Raw genomic sequence first — 19,382 nt, 5'->3', positions numbered from 1 at the left:
GCCCCTCCACACTTACAGCCGTATATTTTTGTTACTAAATCGATGTTTACCCTTTCAAAATTGGCGTAGAATCGAGTGTCAGGCGCCATTAAAGACCGGGTACTATTATGTCAAAACAAACAGCACACGCAGGTAAATCATAGTGAATAATTATAAACGCGTTTATCTAGCATCAGTTCTCGCTTCCCTCTCCGCCGCCGCTTCCGCCGTGGATGTCAGCTTTTCGGTTTCAGCCGAAAACCTCCGCCACGAAATTAGCCCTCTTATTTACGGTACCAACCAAACCCTAACCGGCAATGAAAACCTGGCACTATACCGTATGGGTGGCAACCGCTTAACCGGCTACAACTGGGAGAACAACTGGTCTAGCGCTGGCGAAGATTGGTTTAACTATAATGATGGGTTCTTAATCCCCAACGGGGCCGACGGCTCCACACCCGGCATTGTGCTCACTTCGTTTATTGATGATGCCGCTACTGCAAAATCGATTATAACCCTGCAAATGGCCGGCTATGTGTCGGCCGATGGCAGCGGCACGGTGAGTGAAACCGAAGCGGCGCCCTCCAGCCGTTGGATTCCCGCGCACGCCAGCAAGGGCTCCACTTTTTCGCTCTCACCCGACTTAACCGATAACGCCGTTTATATGGATGAGCTAGTCAACTTTCTGGTAGACCGTTACGGTACAGCAGACAACGGCGGCGTATTTGCCTACTCCCTCGACAATGAACCTGCCCTGTGGGCCGGCACACACCCTCGCCTACACCCAAACCCGGTAGGCGCCGAAGAGCTTGTTACCCGCTCAGTGGCGCTGGCAACCGCCGTTAAAAATGTAGACCCGTCAGCCAGTATATTCGGCCCTGCACTTTATGGGTTTGGCGCTTACCTGGACCTGCAATCCGCACCGGACTGGGCGAGCTTTTTCAGTAGCTATAACTGGTATGTCGACTATTATTTGGCACAGATGAAAAGCGCCTCCGAAATAGAAGGCAAACGACTGCTTAATGTTCTAGACCTGCACTACTACTCAGAAGCTAAAGGTGACCAGCGCATTACCAACAATGATGCAAATTCAGTCAATGACCAACTTGCACGCCTGCAGGCACCCCGCACCCTTTGGGATACGGAGTATACGGAAAACAGCTGGATTGTCGATAATCGTATTGAACAACTACCTTTAATCCCCCACGTTCAAACATCTATTAGCACGCACTACCCCGGAACAGAGCTGGCGTTTACCGAATATAATTTCGGCGGCAGCGACGATATTTCCGGTGGCCTTGCACAAATTGATGCGCTGGGTATTTTTGCAAAATACGATGTGTACGCCGCTAACCTCTGGTTGCTGAACGATAAGCCAAACTATCTCGCTTCGGCCTTTCGTTTATTCAGAAATTACGACGGTGCGAATGCCAGCTTTGGCACCACCAGTGTCGATGCATCAATGACCGATAAAGACAACAGCTCCATTTACGCTGCGGTTAATGCCAGCACCGATAACTTACACATTATCGTACTGAATAAAAACACCAAGGAAACCCTTAACGGTAGCTTCAGCATAAACTCGAGCACTGCCTTTGCCTCAGCGGCGGCATGGCGTTTAACCGATGGCTCCACCGCCATTGAAAGTCTGGGCGAGGTGGCCGTAACCAATAACAGCTTTAGTTATGCTCTACCGGCGCTTTCGGCCTACCATTTGGTTTTATCAACGGACAGTATCAGCTCATCGTCAAGCGATTCGTCATCCAGCAGCTCTTCCAGCTCCAGCAGTTCGTCTAGCAGCGACAATTCCAGTAGCAGTGTTTCATCAAGCTCAAGTAGTGAATCATCTTCCAGTAGCTCCTCAATAAGCAGCAGTAGCGACTCATCATCGAGCAGCTCTTCAAGTACCCTAGCAAGTTCCAGCACATCAAATAACAACACGCCGTCATCTTCCGGCGGTGGCGGCTCAACAGGGTGGCTATTTTTAGTATTAGGGTTCTGGCTATCGGCCGTTCGCCGCTCCCGCTAGCGTAACCCACTGCACAATAAAAAAAGCCCGGAAGAATAAGTTCCGGGCTTTTTTTTACGCCAGCAGTTAATGCCAGCAAACATGGTTATCTATTACAACCGTTACAGCTCCTGTGGAACCGCACCGGTAATACTCAGCTGATAATTCAACCCCTGTAATTCAGGACTTGCACTAGTCGATTCAAACGCATTGTATCGGTAAAGCGAATCAGGTGTGTTGGCTACTACAAGGCTGACCTCCTCACCACTGGCAATCGTTACCTGTCCGCTACCGTTGATCAAATCAATATAGCGAACACTACCGTTACTATTGCGAATAGCCAGCGTTGCGGTGAAATTACTGTCGGACAAACCGTTGCCTAAATTGCTAACAGACACATTTATCGCGCCGCCGTCGGTGACTTGTAGCGGGGTAATATTAGCACCACCATAATACGGTTTTTTCTCGGTTTTCACCTGGTAAGTATTATTACCTACAGACGCTAAGTTAGCGTAGGCCTGACTGCGGAAATTGCTATTGTTACGCACATTCAAAAAGCGCTGTAATGCCCTAGTATTATTAATATCTAAATAGGCCATACGTGCCCAGTAACGCCCTAAAATTGTCTGCACGCTCACTGGAGCCGCCAGCCGCTCGAGTACATGCAACGGTGTTTCATTATTTTTTAAATGATTACTGAAGAGGTTCGGCACAACCATTGCGCCAAGACCGGCATAGTTATCTGGATTGTTGTCCAAGTATTCGATAAATGGCCAAGCATCATAAAGATTTTCTTGATGCACAATGGTCAGGTAAGAACGCCCAAGTACAACATCAGTATTCAACACACCGCTACTATCCGGCAAACCAAATTCGTTGCGAACCCTTTGATAGGCAGGGCTGGATTGATATTCATCCGCTACCCAATTAGCGATGGTTTCCCACCAGGCACCGGTTCGACCTTGGTCCACCCAGCCTTCGGCGGTATACGTAAGTGAATGACCAAACTCGCGTACCGCAATACCGGGGATAGAAATTTCGCCATTGCCACCTTTTAGCTCAATAAAACTCAACCCCATTCTCGGGTCGGCACCCATCGCACCGGCAGCATTCAACGTTGTACTCACGTACAAGTTCATTTTGTAGTACGGCCCCTGATCGGTATTTTGCGGCAAAGCCGTAGATCGAAAGCCGCGTTCGTTAACGAAATACTCATACGCCGACTCAAGGTGAGCCAAACCTAAATCAATATTCTGCTGTGACTCTTGATATAGATTACCATCACCGCCAGACATACCGTTGCCTGCGTAATAAACCCTGAAACGGTCTGAATCCCGATAGAGCGCATTACTAGTCGTTGCGTTCAACTGTGTGAATTCATCTGTAATGGCTTGATAAGGAACCGCGCCACCATTATTGGATGAACGACTACTGGAGGAGGAGCTGCTTCTGGAAGAACGACTACTGGAGGAGGAGCTGCTTCTGGAAGAACTACTGGACGAAAAAGAACTGGCGCTGCTCGGAGACGAGCTGGAGCTGTTCGATACCGTGCCGTCACACAGGGTACCGGTTACTGTTGGCTGCTCTATAACGCCGCCAATGGTTTCGCCCTAGAAACCAAATTCAACACTTTTCCCCGGTGCAATACCAGCATTCCATCCAAGGTTTGTAGTGGTATAGCTGCCACTCAGGTTCGCATTCCATACATTGGTAACCACGTTCTGACTGTAATCCCAACTAACCTGCCAGCCAGCCATTAATACTAGATGAGGAACTGTTGGTAATCCGAATGGCGGCAGTAAAACCCGCGCCCCAAGAGTTTGTAACGACATATTCACATTCGGCCAATGCCAAACCGTTGCAGACAAATAAATATAGCCCGAGAAGATATGACAAGCGAAACCGCTTCACATTTTTATTCAGCATAGGGCTGCCTCTGTATCACGTGTTTAATTATTGAAACGTTGATGGTTTAACCGGCCCGGAAAAACGAAGAGATAAGTACAAAAAAGAAAAAATAGACGACAGCCTTTGCGTGCAACCGAATAAAACGCAAGGTCATCGGAAAATCTGGTGTCGAAAAACATTGAAATAAGTATGTTTGTTTTTATTTTTATAGGAAATAACACATGCAACGAAATTGTACCGGTAAGATGCTTACAATAATACAAATAAATATTCGATCAAAATTTTTAGGCTTTCCACACAAACTTCGTCACAAAGACAACCGCCCAAACTCACCACTTTAGCCGCCACAGACTGCGCGCCATCAACACCATAAGAAAAGTTATAAATCACCTAAAGTAACGCACGAGCATCCTTAGGGCACCTCGTATAATATTTGGCAGGGTAGCGTCAACCAATCGTTTCCCCACCCAAATATTATGAACAACGGCAAAACCACGGTAGCAACCATAGCGGATAAGTATCACAGCAATAGTCACACGGGACTTTTGGCCTCCTAAACCAAACATAGCGCTCATACACTGCCGTATTTTATTGTGTGGGGGGAAAACCCGAGAAAGCAAACAGCTAATGGACACAGCACGGCACTCATACAGCTCGCCGAGGCAATTGCATCAAACGACACAAACCAATACAGCATCTCAAGTGACTAAATTCGACCTCAATCTAGAGATAAGGCAGGTACAATTGCCGCTGAAAATACAGCGTCGAGCGCTCGAATATCAACTTACAACACCATAAGCCGTATTTATGGCCAAAAAAAAGGGCTAGCCCACTAGGCTTGCCCTTTTCTTGAAAAATCTAAATGCTATTTAGACAGCAACAATGTTCTCAGCCTGCGGGCCTTTTTGACCTTGAGACACTTTAAACTGAACTTTCTGGCCTTCGGCCAAAGTTTTAAAACCATCACCGGTAATTGCACTGAAGTGTGCGAATACATCGGGACCGGATTCCTGTTCGATAAAACCAAAACCCTTAGATTCGTTGAACCATTTTACGGTTCCTGTAACGGTATCTGACATAACAATATCCTGAAATTAAATTTTATAACGCCTTAATTTGGCACGGGTAGCGAAAAAAAGAGACTGGTACTTAGAAACTGCAGGACGAGGTATTACGGATAAAACAACGAAATGGAGATTTTAAAGATGTTACTTTCTTTCTAGCTGGCGGAATATTAGCCGGACTATTCACCCATGTACAGGCTTATTTTGAACTATGCGCCACGAATTTCACCATTTTTCGTAGATTCACAGAGAACCCTGTTTGCATTGCATTTAGTCCCCAATAGTTAACCAATAAGACGCCCCCGTGGCATACAACCACACGCAAATAAAGGCCTGCCAGTGGATAGTACGAGCGCCCATGCCACTGGCTAATGCGCATGGAGCCGCTATCGACACTAGCGCTAATCCCGAAAAAAACAAACACTCCGCCGCCGTGTATTTAGTTACGCGTATCAGGCGTAAACGCGTGCACATCGCGGGTGGCCATCTCCTCATATACAGACCACTTCTGATTAACGACTTGCTGAGCCAAGCTCATCAAGCGCTTGGCTTCTTCGGGGTTCCGGTTACGCAGGATTTTGTAGCGATTTTCACGGTACGCGTATTCCTGCATGTCGATAGACGGCCGCAATGAATCAAGCATAAACGGATTCCGACCAGTGGAGTGAAGACTTGGGTTGTAACGATATAGGGGCCAGTAACCGCACTTAACCGCCAGCTTCTGTTGAGTCAGCCCCTCATCCATACTAATACCATGCTCTACACAATGACTGTAAGCCAGAATTAGCGATGGCCCAGGGTAGGCTTCAGCCTCGCGGAAAGCTTGTAAAGCCTGTTGAGGGTTTGCTCCCAAGGCAATGCGCGCGACATAAACGCTGCCGTAGGCAATAGCCTGTAAGCTAAGATCTTTTTGCGGAACCACCTTACCACCCGCCGCAAACTTTGCGACTGCCCCAATGGGTGTTGCCTTCGACGCCTGACCACCGGTGTTAGAGTAGACTTCGGTGTCCATTACCAACACATTCACATCGCGGCCACTGGCAATTACATGGTCTACTCCACCGTAGCCAATATCGTACGCCCAGCCATCGCCGCCTACAATCCAGACGCTGCGCCTGACCAAATGGTCAATTACAGAGAGTAAATCTTTGGCTTTGGGGTCATCCAATGTTTCCAGAGCAGCACGCAGCACGATTACCCGCTGGCGCTGCTTGCGAATATCACTTTCCAGTTGCTGTTCGGCACCAAGCGCGGCATCCACTAAATCAACATCGAGCTTATCGCGCAATTCCAGCAAACGCATACGCGCCAACTTTAGATGCTGATCGGCGGTTAAACGGTAGCCGAAGCCAAACTCAGCGTTATCCTCGAACAACGAGTTGCACCAAGCGGGCCCCTTACCTTCACTGTTTTGCGCCCAAGGTGTTGTCGGTAAATTACCGCCATAAATGGAAGAGCAGCCAGTAGCATTGGCAACTAAAGCCCTGCCACCAAACAACTGACTAATTAATTTAAGGTAGGGTGTTTCACCGCACCCAGAACAGGCGCCACTAAATTCAAACAATGGCTGTAAATATTGCACACCGCGAACATTAGAAAAATCGACGGTGGCGCGGTCGTTATACTCCAGCGTTTCGAAAAACGTCAGGTTTTCCTTTTCTTGCGCTAACCAATCGTTTTTCGGTTGCATGTTAATCGCATGACGACTTTCATCTTCAGCATCGTTCACCGGGCAAGCACGTACGCACAGCCCACAACCGGTACAATCTTCCGGGTACACCTGCAACGTGTAGCGCAAATCGGGAAACCCGCGTGCCGTCACGTGAGAGGTTTTAAAGCTATCTGGAGCACTCTCCAACTCGGGTGCCCGATAGAATTTGGCGCGAATCGAGGCGTGCGGGCATACAATGGCGCAATTGCCGCATTGAATGCACAATTCAGATTCCCAGATAGGTAAGTCCGCGGCAATATTGCGTTTTTCCCACTGGGTTGTTCCGGTTGGAAAGGTGCCGTCGTCGGGCAATTGGGCAACGGGAATTAAATCGCCCTTACCTAGGATAATTTGACTGGTCACCTGTTTTACAAAATCTGGTGCATTATCAAAGGCTTGCATTGGGTCTGGATTGTACTCACTGGTCACCACCTGCGGATAATTTACTTCTTCTAGGTGAGCAAGCGCAGAATCTATTGCCGCGAAATTACGCTTAACAATGTCCTGACCTTTTCTGGCATAGCTTTTTTGCGCGGCACTTTTAATTTTTGCTATCGCCTCTTCTTTTTCCATTATGCCGCTGAGCGCAAAGAAACAGGTTTGCATTACAGTATTGATACGACTTCCCATGCCCACCGAGCGCGCAACACGTGCCCCATCTATAACGTAAAACGCCACTTCCTTTTCAATTATTTTCCGCTGTAGATGTTGTGGCAACTTATCCCACACCTCATGTTTGCCGTAGGGGCTGTTTAGTAGGAAGGTGGCACCGCGTTTAGCGCCCGCAAGGATATCTACGTGATCGATAAAATTGTACTGATGGCAAGCCACAAACGACGCGGAGGTTATTAAGTAAGGTGACTCAATTTTATGCGGGCCAAACCGTAAGTGCGAGGTGGTCATACTGCCGGCTTTTTTAGAATCGTAAACAAAGTAACCTTGCGCAGAAAAACGGTCTTCAGCGCCAATAATCTTAATGCTGTTTTTGTTGGCACCCACCGTACCGTCAGCCCCCAGTCCGTAAAAAAGCGCACGAATTGTTTCATCCGCTTCAATATCCAGGGGTTTAATATTATCGAGACTGGTAAACGATTTATCGTCTGTAATACCAACCGTAAAACCGTTTTTAGGCTTTTCGGCATTCAATTCTTCAAATACTCGCGCCACCATTGCAGGCGTAAACTCTTTACTCGATAAACCGTAACGGCCGCCTATAACCCGCGGCATGCGACTGCGCAGCCCATTGCTGTGTGCTTGCGCTAAGTCAGTAACGACATCTTTGTATAGCGGCTCGCCGTTTGAACCCGGCTCTTTGGTTCTATCCAGTACCGCTATTTTTTCTGCCGTTTTCGGTAGTGCCCGTAGCAAGTGCTCGGCGCTAAATGGCCGGTAGAGGCGCACCCGAATAGCGCCAACGCTCTCGCCTTGCTTGTTTAAATACTCCACCGTTGATTTAACTGTTTCGGTGGCGGAACCCATGAGTATGAGTACACGAGTGGCTTTTGGGTCGCCAAAGTATTCAAACAACTGATAGTGACGACCGGTCAGTTCAGCAAATTTTTTGAAATTCTCTTCAAAAATGTTAATGCTTTGACTGTAATAGGTATTAACGGTTTCCCTGCCCTGAAAATAGGTATCCGGATTTTGCGCCGTTCCGCGCATTTTTGGGTTGTCTGGATTTAGCGCACGGCTGCGGTGCGCGAATACTAGCTCATCATCAATCATGGCTCGAATGTGCTCATCTGCTAACATCGAGATCTTGCTAACTTCATGTGAGGTACGAAAGCCATCAAAAAAATGTACGATGGGCACACGGCTTTTTAGGGTTGTTGATTGGGCAATTAGCGCCATATCGTGACATTCTTGCACAGAGGAAGAAACCAGTTGTGCAAAACCAGTTTGGCGAACGGCCATTACATCTTGATGATCACCAAAAATAGAAAGCCCCTGCGCAGCCAAAGAGCGCGCGGCCACATGAAAAACCGTTGGTGTTAATTCCCCGGCAATTTTATACATATTGGGAATCATCAACATCAGGCCTTGGGAGGCCGTAAATGTTGTGGTCAACGCACCCGTTTGCAAAGCTCCGTGTACCGTACCTGCGGCACCGCCTTCACTTTGCAGTTCGGCTATCAACGGCGTCTGCCCCCACAGGTTGTTAACACCCTGGCTCGCCCACTCGTCGGCAAATTCTGCCATTGGCGATGAGGGCGTAATAGGGTAAATAGAACAAACTTCATTGGTTCTATAGGCCACATAGGCTGTGGCTTCGCCACCATCGAGAGTGACCTGTACGGCGGTATTTTTATTCGCGTCCATTATTCACTCCTCACACTTTTTCAGTCATATGAATGGCGGCTGTTGGGCACTGTGTTGTACAGGCACCACAGCCTGTACAAAGCGAATAATCAATTTGGTAAAAGCGCCCAACTCCGAGTTTTATAATCGCATTTTCCGGACATGCGCCGTAGCAGCCGTCGCACTCAAAACAATTGCCGCATGAATAGCAACGACTGGCCTCGTACTTTACTTCGGCGGGGGTTAAGCCACCAAGGACCTCATCAAAACTCTTATTCCGCTCATCGGCGGGAACAACAGGTTGTTGCGATTGACTGGCACTGGCGTAATACCAAATATTGAGTGAATCTAAACCCACTACGTCGGCAGGATTCTTCTTCGTCATGGCCTGGCCGCTAATAAAGGCGTGAATATTACGCGCCGCTTTTTTGCCGTGACCCGTTGCGATGGTGACCGTGCGCTCGCTGGGCACCATATCGCCCCCTGCAAATATACCCGGTTGCCCGGTCATCATATGGCTGTCCACTTGCACGGTGCCATCGTCAGTGAAATCAACGCCGGGAATATACTGCATGAGTTGTGAATCGATATTTTGGCCAAGGGCAAGAATTAACGCATCGGCTTCCAAGGTTTCAAAGATACCCGTTGGTTGTGGGCGCCCACTGTCATCGAGTTCCATTTTTTCAACTTTAATTTGGTCTTCGTCTATTTCATGAATAGTGCGCAACCAATTAATTTTCACACCCTCTTCCATCGCCTCTTCGGCTTCGAATTGATGCGCGGGCATATGCTCCATGTCGCGACGGTAAATAATCAGTGTTTCTTCCGCACCCAAACGTTTTGCCGTGCGAGCGGCATCCATAGCGGTGTTACCTCCACCATAGATGGCTACTCGGCGACCGAGCAGAGGTTGATTTCCAGAGCTAACGTCGTGGAGATAATTCACCGCATCGAGAATGCGCCCCGCTTCCCGTGAAGGAATATTGATCTTTTTGGATATATGCGCACCCACAGCAACAAAAACCGCATCGAAGGCACCCTGCTCTTTTTCTTTTTGCAGGTCTTCAACCTTGTGGTTGAGTGTAATCTTTACGCCCATTTTTTCGATGCGGCTAATTTCGGCCTGTAAAATTTTGCGCGGAAGACGGTACGCAGGGATACCAAAGTGCATCATGCCGCCGGCAATAGTGCCGGCATCGCGAATCTCAACCGTATGGCCTAGGCGAGCAAGCTGATAGGCCGCACTTAAACCGCTGGGGCCTGCCCCAACGACCAACACCCGCTTACCCGTTTTACGGCTGGTGAATTTCGGTATCCACCCCTGCTCGATGGCCATATCACCCAAATAGCGCTCTATCTGATGAATACCCACCGCGCCATCCACCTGCTCACGGTTACACTCAGATTCACAGGGGTGATAACACACCCGGCCATGAACAGCGGGCATAGGGTTATTTTCAACTAATAATTGCCAGGCATCTTGGTAACGTCCATCGTGCACCAGCGCCAACCACCCTTGGATATTCTCCCCGGCGGGGCAAGCGTTATTACACGGTGGTAAATAATCCTGATAGACAGGTCGTTTGTCTGCGGAGGGTCCCGTACCGGCACTAGAGGTAAGGTCGGGAGGCGTGGTCATATCTGCTGAGCGAATATTCATTATTATCCAACCTCTGGTAAGGCCAATTATTAAAAATAGGTTAGGCCATTTTTCCGGGCTGAAATTTGATATAGCGCAAATGGTTGGTTTTTCAGCAATCGGAACGATTGCCGGATTCATCGCCATCTAAAGCAACCACTTCTATTAGATCGCCGCAGTTCGACTCTAAATAACGCCATTTTAGGTCGAAATCAAAGATTTTCATGCCATATATTCGGCCGCCGTCTGTTTTTTGGTAACTAGGTCGAGGATCCTGCTGTAAAACCTGCTCAATAATTATGCGCCTTTGCTGGCTGTTTTCTATACTACTTAGCTGTTCTTCTGCTTTAGCGCAAAAATACACAGGTAAAAGGGCGGGAGGGGTATCGGCAATAGCGTTTTTGGCGCTATCTATGCAATCCACATAAGGCACATAAGGTTTAATGTCGATAATAGGGGTGCCATCAAGCAGGTCGCCGCCAAGAACATAGAGGTTCAGCTCCCGTTCAGTCTCAATACGGTCCAATGCGACAACCGATAGCCCTAGCGCCGATGGCCTGACCGGAGAGCGAGTTGCAAACACCCCTAAAGTTTTATTGCCACCCAACCGTGGTGGACGCACGCGCGGTCGCCATTGATGCTCTAGACTTCGGTGAAACACAAACTGTAACCAGAGGTGGCTACAGTGTTCTAGGCCATAAAAAGCCTCGGAATTATTGTAGGGCGAAACTATTTCAATACGTGCCTGCGCTGCTGTAACCAGGCCTGATTGGCGTGGAATTCCAAATTTTTCTTTATAACAAGAATGGACGCGACCAATGACGGGAAAATTGAACGATTCGATAGCTTTTTTTTTATCCATAGAGGTTGTTTTCTGTATTTATCCTGTCAGAATCGCGGCCGTAAAAAAACGGTTTATGTACGATTGTTTTAGTTTCTAAACATTAAACTCAATCTCCCAATACTACTCCATAGAAGGACACCTCATGAGACTTTTGGTCGCCTCGCTAACTTCAGTTTTATCTATTTCAAGCTTTGCTGCTGAAGAGACAAAACCCATTCAAGCAGAAGCTGAAGTTGGAGCCCTGATCACCACCGGTAACACCCAATCAACTGCCTTCAAAGGAAAGCTTGATATCAAGCACAACCTCGATAAATGGTTGAACAATTATATTGTCGAGGCTTTCTACAAGGAAAACCAAGTCGATATTATAATAGATGATGTGCCATCGACTGAAGACAGGGTAGACGCCGAAAAATATTTCGCCTCAGCCCAAAGCGACTACAAGCTAAATGAAGAACACCGCGGCCTATTCATGTTCGCCTCTTACGAGGAAGATAAATTTAGTGGCTATGAATACCAAGGGACTATAGCAGCGGGTTATTCTGACCGCCTTTTCAAAACTGAAAACCAACAACTACTCTACAACGTCGGCCCGGGTCTAGCTCTCTCCACAACGGATGATATTACCGACGCAAACGGTATTGTAACGGAAGAAGGGGTTAAGTCCGAAAACGTGGTATTGCGTATTTCAGCCAACTATAAGTGGCAAATCACTGACCATGCAAAGTTCACCCAAACACTGAGCTCTGAAATATCTCCAGACACCGATAAAAACACTAAAACTAAAGCAGAAACAGCGCTTACAACGGCTATCAACGGCTCTTTTGCATTAAAAGCTGGCTTTACTGTAAGTCATAACTCTGTCGTTCAACCGGAGTTCGACAAAACAGACACTCAGAGCTCTGTCACTTTGGTTTATACCTACTAAGTTAGGCTTTACGCGTATTGGGTGCTCGCTTCGAATGAGCATCCAATATTATCTGTACTGTTTCTCCACGTACTCCCGCTTACCCCTCCCCGTTAACGAGAAAAGACTACCCTTCCCTAAGGTGCTTCATTAGTCGCGCCTTCAATGCAGAGGGAATTTTACGAATAGTCAGGCTATCTGTCTCAGCATCATAAACAATCGTCTCTCCGAGACAATCCGAAGCAAAGCTCATGCTCATTAACTCATCACGGCCGCTGATACGCACATAATTCTTTACCTGCCCACGGTCGGCAATAAATTCCTTTTTTATTTTAGGGTTATGGCTTTGCAACTGCTGATAGAATTCATTAGGCGCACCGGTATTCACCTCTCGAGACAACTCAGACAGCTCCACGGCTTGCCCTAATTTGTCTTGCTCAAGACAGTACTCCACAATTTTATCGCGAGCCGGTGAAACCTCTTCTTCCGAGAGTTTACCCACATAGCTTTCAACGGCTTCTAGAAACACCTCGGTATCGGCTTTGGTGTCTACCCTATCGGTAAACCCTATTACATCGAGCAACGCGTCGGAAATTTCTTTTTCGCCACGCCAAGCAATTACGCCTAAGTAATGCTGCGAAGCTCCACTTACCCACTCTTCAATATTAATTTTTGCTGCCCAGGCAACATTCGCCGTTTCTAGCGTTTGCACGTCACTGAAGTTCAGCTCGCCATCCAATGCTGCAGCTTGATTTTGATGCGCCCAGAAGCAGTAAATACTGTTTCCGATTTCCAGCTTTTCCAGTGCGACAAAAAAATGGCCTTCTACAGAAAATTCGCCACTATCAAATAGGCTCCTGAGCTGCGTAAGTAGCTGTTCTGTAAATTTCACAAAACTGACTTTGTCTTCCAACAGCTCCTTAATCCAGCTCGAAAGCGGAAACTGGCCAATATCGTCTGAGAATCGGCCATACTGCTTACCTAAACGTTTAAGATAAGATTGTTTTAACTCTCGAAAAACTTCTTCGATTCTTCCGTTTAGCTTGAACTCTTCGGAACGTAATTGAATTTTACAATTTTCAGACGGTGATAACCGCTGCACGCGATGCGCAATAAAGTTAGTAACAGGCATGTGAGAGAAACACTGAAGTTAGTAAGTAATATGGAAACCTGCGGACAGGTTTGCGTATGAAGCGTAGTCGGGATCGGTTGGCGCTATTTCACGCATATCAACCGCCGCTACTTTTGCATAGGTTGGCCCTTTGTTGAGCCACTGTTCGAGCACTTGTAACTGATCGGGGGAGCCATTTGCCAGCACCTCAACAGCACCATCGGAGCTGTTACGCACCCACCCCTGTAACCCTAATGCTGCTGCTTGCTCCTGTGTGCTGACCCGAAAACAAACGCCCTGCACCAGCCCGATTATTTTGTAATAACAGATCATTTACTTGCGTAATCCTTTGCCGTGCTAATAAGGCCCGCAACGAGAACGTCGGTCATAGCGCCAAAAGAAGCTTTAATGCTTTCTTTGTCGCACAGCATAAATTCTTGCGGCCAGCGACCCGACATACACGCATTATGGTTCACATGTTTAGCCGCCAGCGCGCTAACCCCATGCGCCAGAGACCAGCAAGTAAAAGTACCCAACCCCTCTGTATAGGGATTCAATGGCAGATTATGCTTCCGCAATAAATCAACAACGGCAGAACGCACAGACATTTCCGCCGCCGTTGATGCATCGATCAATTCTTGCGTGATCGATTCATCGGGCAATTCATCTTGAAACATCATTTCAAAGTAACGCACGTGCTCAACCGAATATTGAAAATAAGCTCGGCCAAGATTACGGATACGCTTTTCCGGTGATTCTTCGCCTTCAGAACTATTATTGAGGTATTCAGTAAAATGTCGCAGACAACGTAATTTGATTTCTGAGCGCAGCGCTTCTTTATCAGCAAAATGATTGTACACAGCCGTTGGCGCAACCCCCACGTGGCCGGCTAGCTTGCGCAGGGACAACTTTTCTACCGGGACGGTTTCCAGCAGCTCTATGTAGGCATCAACCAGAGCCCGCTTGAGATTACCGTGGTGATAACTACCGTTCTGTTTGGTGGCCTTACTATTTTGCAAAAAAACCTCACAATAAAGAAGCCTTTCGGGTTCTAGAAACTCAATTTTACCGAAGCGTTGAGCGTATCATTCGTTCGGAAGGCATACAGCATGGATGCCGGGTTGCGGTTACGGTAGCCGATTGCCGCGAGCGCTAGCGTCCACTTGTCAGACAATTGGTAGCTCATATCCCACCGAGCCAGCTGAGTGTCATCACTGGTTAATGCCATTAACCACAGCGAATGGGTGAAGCGCTCATTAAGTGCAGTATGACGCATCCGGAAAACATGGCCAAGCTGCCATTGCGGCGTTTCAATAGTATCGTTTAAAGATACCGAAGCCACTTCTGGCGCGAAGATTGAACTAGCCTCATAAGTGATCGTAAGATCATTGATACCCGCGTATTCAATACCCGCCATACTGCGCCACTGGTTTTGTGTTACCCACGGAAGCGTACCGCCGAGTTCCACCGGTTGATCCCAGTAGTGTGCGAGTTCAGCACGCAATAACCAATCGCCAAATACTCGATTCATCGTTGCCCCAGCTACCCGTATACGCTCTTGGCTCAGTGTTACCAAGGGCGTAGCATTGACAACCTGAATGTCCTTTACCGCAAACGCGTTATCGTTCACCTCAGCAGCCATAAGTGATACATCACCACCATTGAACTGCCGCTCCCAGCGCACCGCCAACTCCCACTCCTCCTCAGGCGCCTGCTCGGTAAGCGTTACACCACTGCCGACTAGCGCAATATAAGGGTAAAACGCTTGGTCACTGTCGGCGTAGAGGTTGTGGCCAGCCTGGTATGTGACGACCGTAGACAGCTTGCCCCCCACGCTGGGGAGTGAAACCATGATCGCCGGTATTTGTTCGCGTAAATCTTGCAGCTCTGCCTGCCCCGGCTCTCGAGAGTCTACCGGGCTAAGCACATCGGTAATCGTCAGCCCTTCGGAATCTCCCCAGGCGAGCACCTGATTACCCGCTCGCAACCACAGGCCGTTGTTGAAACTTGCATCTAAATACGCATCTTTTAGACGCAGGTCTTCGCGGTGCAACGTCCAGTCTCTTTCGCCCTGCTGCCATTGCAACCAGTCGAGTTCTGCTTTAGCGCTAAGCTGCCAGTAAACATTGTCCGATGCCTCGCCACGCAGCTCAATAAAAGCATCCGTCCTCACCCGGTCAAGCGCGGCCCGGTCTCGCGCAAAAGGAAAGTTGGGGTCAGGGTCCTGCAAGCCGTATTTGCCGATAAGCTGGACATAACCACGATGAGACAATATGGTCGAATCTTGCTCTGTTTCGTTATCGAGTTCAACTTCAACACTATCGAAGAAGTCTTCGTTAGCCACGGCTGTACAGGCAAGAAACCCGATAGCCCATACGGCGTTTTTTAATTGCGGCATCGACTACAAACCCCGCTGCATCGCCTGAGTATCGAACATTGATTCATCTACACCTTGGTTGTACTTCAAATTATGCACTTTAAACACACTACTGTGCTCACGCTTACCTCTACGAGTAGTCACCATTTGTAAAGTTTGCGCTGTCCATACACCCTGTATTTTTTCAATATCTTTTGCTGCAAAGTATTTGATTCGTTTACCTTTTTTCACTTGGATAACCGCTTTCACAACCATGTAGTTGTCTTTGCGCACCCAAGAAACCGATTCCGTATAACCCGTTTCTTTAATTACGGCCTCATTTTTCGGTATCGACTTAACAACCCAACAATCGTGACCATCGACAGGCTCACTTTCATTCTCCAAGGTGTAATCAAAATCTTCGTAGTCTGTACCATTAATATCAACATACGCAAAATCACTACCCATAAAAGAACCAGACTCATCCGACGCTGCAACACGACGAACCTTCTGCAATGCAGGCAGATATAACCAAGAATCATCCTCTTTCGCTTCGGCTTTCCAGTCAAACGACATATACGATGTATTCTTCACATCAGACGGCGAGCGAAAAAATATAATCGATTTTTCAACATCGTCTTTTTCTATCGAATAAAGGCTGAGCTCTCGTACCCGCTGGCGATCTTTCTTGTCGATCAACACCAGTGTTGCATCCGACGTGCTGGTATCCCCCGTGTAGCGATCGTCCACCTTTTTCATTATGTCGTCGGCCGTTTGTGCATGAGCCGAAACCGCACCCCAAATAAACACAGTCGCTGCTAGTATATGTTTCACGTTAAACCACTCCTTATATAGTCGTATTTCTGTCTGTTACAACCGCAGATGAATGCTGGGCTATTGGCGCCTTAGCTTTACCCCGGCTTTCACCTTCGCTGGACGCCCTATTCAATACAGCCGCAATCGTGCTTTTATCCCCATCGACCAAATACAGTAACGCGGGCATAAAAATAATGTCTCCAAGAAGCGCAAACAACATAATCATTGCAGAGAAAAGCCCTACATAGATGTACGACACAAATGACCCAAGTAACATCACCGAGAAGCCTGTAACCAATATAATGGAGGTTAACACCACCGCTCTTCCCGAGCTATTCATCGAAAACTGGACAGCTTCATGAACGTTATAGCCACGACGGCGCATGAGCAGATAACGACTCATTAAATGAATAGCATCATCAACGGCTATACCAATGGTCATCGCCCCTACAATCATTGTGCCTAAATCCATCGCAACACCTGCGTAGGATATTAGCCCACCCGTTAAAATGACCGGAACAATACTCGGTGCCAGCGCGATGGTGCCATACTTAAACGAACGAAAAAGCAGAATAAAACACAACCCTATGGCAACAATCGCAATACCGAATGACTGGAACATTCCATTGTTAACATAGCGGTTCTGTGCGTTGTTCATTATCAGGTTTCCGGTAAGATCTATCGTCAAATCAGCAAATTGCTGTTCGAGGCCCTGATTAATTCTTTCTATAAATTGCGTAGTATCGACTTCATCCATATTCAGAACGGGGATCTGCACACGTAAAAACTGCTCATTAAAATCCTTCAGATCGCTCAAGTCTTCATTGGGGCCGGTATTTTCGTACAACAGCAAAAATTGCGCTGCCATTTCTCGGCTTGTCGGCAATTGAAAGAAATCCGGATTGTCTTCGTTTAGCGACTGATTTATTTGTTTAAAAAAGTCAATAATCGATGTTGGCTTTCCTGTCTCATCAAATGCACGCAGCCACGTTTGCATAGCATCGATACGCTGGAGAATTTCAGGGTTTTTAATACCGCCTTCTTCCCCCGTATCAACCACTACCTCTAAATTGGTAATGCCTTTAAAATTGTCGTTAAAATAGAAAAGATCTTGGTTCATCCAGCTGTCTTTCTTAAAATAATTGACAATATTCGAATCAACCCGAATATGAGAAATACTGTAGAAGCTGAACACGGTAATCAGTACGCCCACTACAGCAAGCGGCTTTCGATAGCGTAAAGTAAACACTGGAATGTGGTGCGTTAACCAAAGCATGGGCGATTTTTTAGACACAGTTTCCTGCGTAAGAATATCTTCCAAGCTCTCACTTCCGCTTTCGAGTTGCTTACGCTTGTTGCGCGGCACCCAGGGGACGTAGCTGAGGATAGCGGGTAGCGTGGTCATCGACAGCAGAAAAATCAGCATGGGCGCGAGTGCCGCTAGCAATGCAAATTCGCGCACAGGCTTTAACTCCGTTACCGAAAGGGCAATAAAACCCAGTGCCGTGGTAACACAGGTAAACAACACGGCAAAAAACAGGTCGCTAACAGCTTCTTTGGCCGCCACCTTCGGCTCATGGCCCGCAAAGCGGAATTGAAAAAATTCCACCAGCACATGTACGCAGGTTCCAATACACAAAATAATTACAGTGGGAATTAAAGCGGAGTTAACCGCCGTAAAGGGAAACTTGAGCCACCCCTGAATACTGGTGGCCAGCAGCATGGTGGCAATAATAACCACAATGGGTACGGCCATGGCAAAAAACGACCGAAAAATAACAAACAGGATAACCAGCATAACCACACCCATTACCGGGTTGATCCAGGCCATATCTCGCTGTGTCAACGTTTCAAAACGCTCACCTATTACCGGCATGCCCGATAAGTGAAGCTCGAAACCCTGTTCGCGATAGCCATTTTCTACAATAAAGGCGAGCAGTTCATTCACCAGCTCTACGTTGTGGACATTTTCACCGGGTAAATAAACCGCGCGGGCGACGATTTGTGTGTGTCTAAAATCCGGTGTAATCAATGCTTCCAGTGCCAACTGCTCTGTCGCCATAACACCTCGAGCATCATCCAATATTTCTGGCTGTTGCTCTAAATCTTCCACATACTCAAAGAGGTCGTCGGTTGCCATCATGCCATTATCATCATGAGTGTACTGGTACTCACTTAATGAACGAATCTGGGTGATATGGCGATGATCTTCAAGAAAATTACTGATCTCGTCGATCATAGTGATCGTTTCAACATTGAAAAGATCCCTATCCTGTTCGCGTGCTTCAACGCCTACCAGCAGGTAATTCGGATCGCCAAATAGATCCACTAGGCGATCGAATGCCTGTAAGTTTGGATCATTTTCAACAAAATAACTTTCGTTGGAATTGTCGTGGTGTAAACGATTAAACGAGAGTGGCGCGGCAAAAATACATAACGCGGTCACCGCCAACACCCATTTGCGGTATTCAACAATTTTACTGGCCCAGCCAAGGCTGAATCGATTCATAACATGAACTCCTTTCCTGCAGTGAACCGGGCGATAGACCCAGATTCGAAAACTGTATGTGCACCCTATTAAGTGCGCTCTAACGAAGGCCGCAACCAAATATGCACAGCGTTCATTTACAGTGCAAATATATGTTAACACTGTTTATATTGCAAGGCCTTCGACAGGAATTTGGCGCGTATTAACGACAACCTCATCACGCTTTACCTGCTCGAGCATAGGCAAGATAACG

The 19,382-nt window shown here is 47.5% G+C and carries 16 protein-coding genes; 3 read left to right on the top strand and 13 right to left on the bottom strand.

All coding sequences use genetic code 11. The features are described from left to right. Window positions 1-142: 142 nt before the first annotated feature. Entirely contained in the window at window positions 143-2,008 is a 1,866-nt protein-coding gene (locus H5336_RS15445; protein ID WP_185235146.1) for a glycoside hydrolase family 44 protein, read from the top strand. 101 nt (window positions 2,009-2,109) lie between these two features. Here the strand turns inward: H5336_RS15445 and H5336_RS15440 are convergent, their stop codons facing one another. Further along, window positions 2,110-3,375, bottom strand: a complete 1,266-nt coding sequence (locus H5336_RS15440) for a DUF6055 domain-containing protein (protein WP_313557757.1) — start codon at window positions 3,373-3,375, stop codon at window positions 2,110-2,112. A 28-nt stretch (window positions 3,376-3,403) separates the two neighbouring features. Here H5336_RS15440 and H5336_RS22675 point away from each other — a divergent pair, with 28 nt between their 5' ends. Beyond that, entirely contained in the window at window positions 3,404-3,601 is a 198-nt protein-coding gene (locus tag H5336_RS22675; RefSeq protein WP_221628066.1) for a hypothetical protein, read from the top strand. On the opposite strand, the gene H5336_RS23435 is transcribed toward H5336_RS22675, so the two are convergent. The 6 genes from H5336_RS23435 to tsaA all read right to left on the bottom strand — a co-directional run bounded on the left by H5336_RS23435 (window position 3,598) and on the right by tsaA (window position 11,469). Next, complete coding sequence (locus H5336_RS23435) at window positions 3,598-3,744, bottom strand: cellulose binding domain-containing protein (protein WP_281385631.1); 147 nt, start codon at window positions 3,742-3,744, stop codon at window positions 3,598-3,600. The two genes, H5336_RS22675 and H5336_RS23435, sit on opposite strands and share 4 nt — an antisense overlap. Beyond that, window positions 3,725-3,913, bottom strand: a complete 189-nt coding sequence (locus H5336_RS23430) for a cellulose binding domain-containing protein (protein ID WP_281385629.1) — start codon at window positions 3,911-3,913, stop codon at window positions 3,725-3,727. Before H5336_RS23430 ends, H5336_RS23435 begins: the two co-directional genes overlap by 20 nt. Before the next feature lie 851 nt (window positions 3,914-4,764). Further along, window positions 4,765-4,974, bottom strand: coding sequence for a cold-shock protein (locus H5336_RS15435; protein WP_185235145.1), 210 nt, complete (start codon window positions 4,972-4,974; stop codon window positions 4,765-4,767). A gap of 424 nt (window positions 4,975-5,398) precedes the next feature. After that, window positions 5,399-8,989, bottom strand: coding sequence for a pyruvate:ferredoxin (flavodoxin) oxidoreductase (nifJ, locus tag H5336_RS15430; protein ID WP_185235144.1), 3,591 nt, complete (start codon window positions 8,987-8,989; stop codon window positions 5,399-5,401). A gap of 10 nt (window positions 8,990-8,999) precedes the next feature. Next, the gene (locus H5336_RS15425; RefSeq protein ID WP_185235143.1) at window positions 9,000-10,628 is read right to left on the bottom strand and encodes an NAD(P)-binding protein; all 1,629 of its coding nucleotides are present in this window, start codon (window positions 10,626-10,628) and stop codon (window positions 9,000-9,002) included. A gap of 91 nt (window positions 10,629-10,719) precedes the next feature. Further along, window positions 10,720-11,469, bottom strand: coding sequence for a tRNA (N6-threonylcarbamoyladenosine(37)-N6)-methyltransferase TrmO (gene tsaA, locus H5336_RS15420; RefSeq protein WP_185235142.1), 750 nt, complete (start codon window positions 11,467-11,469; stop codon window positions 10,720-10,722). A 124-nt stretch (window positions 11,470-11,593) separates the two neighbouring features. On the opposite strand from tsaA, the gene H5336_RS15415 reads away from it, so the two are divergent. Next, window positions 11,594-12,379, top strand: coding sequence for a DUF481 domain-containing protein (locus tag H5336_RS15415; protein WP_185235141.1), 786 nt, complete (start codon window positions 11,594-11,596; stop codon window positions 12,377-12,379). 106 nt (window positions 12,380-12,485) lie between these two features. On the opposite strand, the gene H5336_RS15410 is transcribed toward H5336_RS15415, so the two are convergent. The 6 genes from H5336_RS15410 to H5336_RS15385 are packed head-to-tail and all read right to left on the bottom strand — an operon-like array spanning window position 12,486 to window position 19,150. Beyond that, window positions 12,486-13,490: a nucleoid-associated protein gene (locus tag H5336_RS15410; RefSeq protein WP_185235140.1), complete on the bottom strand. Its 1,005-nt coding sequence runs from the start codon at window positions 13,488-13,490 to the stop codon at window positions 12,486-12,488. Between the two features lie 18 nt (window positions 13,491-13,508). Continuing rightward, the gene (locus H5336_RS15405) at window positions 13,509-13,802 is read right to left on the bottom strand and encodes an acylphosphatase (RefSeq protein WP_185235139.1); all 294 of its coding nucleotides are present in this window, start codon (window positions 13,800-13,802) and stop codon (window positions 13,509-13,511) included. Beyond that, complete coding sequence (locus H5336_RS15400; RefSeq protein WP_185235138.1) at window positions 13,799-14,488, bottom strand: TetR/AcrR family transcriptional regulator; 690 nt, start codon at window positions 14,486-14,488, stop codon at window positions 13,799-13,801. Before H5336_RS15400 ends, H5336_RS15405 begins: the two co-directional genes overlap by 4 nt. A 32-nt stretch (window positions 14,489-14,520) precedes the next feature. Continuing rightward, window positions 14,521-15,867, bottom strand: coding sequence for a DUF1302 family protein (locus H5336_RS15395; protein ID WP_185235137.1), 1,347 nt, complete (start codon window positions 15,865-15,867; stop codon window positions 14,521-14,523). A 3-nt stretch (window positions 15,868-15,870) separates the two neighbouring features. Then, window positions 15,871-16,659 (bottom strand): outer membrane lipoprotein-sorting protein, encoded by a 789-nt coding sequence (locus H5336_RS15390; RefSeq protein WP_313557410.1) that lies wholly within the window; start codon window positions 16,657-16,659, stop codon window positions 15,871-15,873. Window positions 16,660-16,672: 13 nt separating this feature from the next. Beyond that, window positions 16,673-19,150 carry an efflux RND transporter permease subunit gene (locus H5336_RS15385; protein WP_185235136.1) on the bottom strand — a complete coding sequence of 826 codons (2,478 nt, stop codon included), beginning with the start codon at window positions 19,148-19,150 and terminating at the stop codon, window positions 16,673-16,675. Window positions 19,151-19,382: the final 232 nt, after the last annotated feature.

The organism is Teredinibacter franksiae, assembly GCF_014218805.1.
In the GTDB taxonomy this organism is placed as follows: domain Bacteria; phylum Pseudomonadota; class Gammaproteobacteria; order Pseudomonadales; family Cellvibrionaceae; genus Teredinibacter; species Teredinibacter franksiae.
Note: the sequence above shows the minus strand (reverse complement) of the source record. Positions and strands in the feature narration are given on the sequence as shown.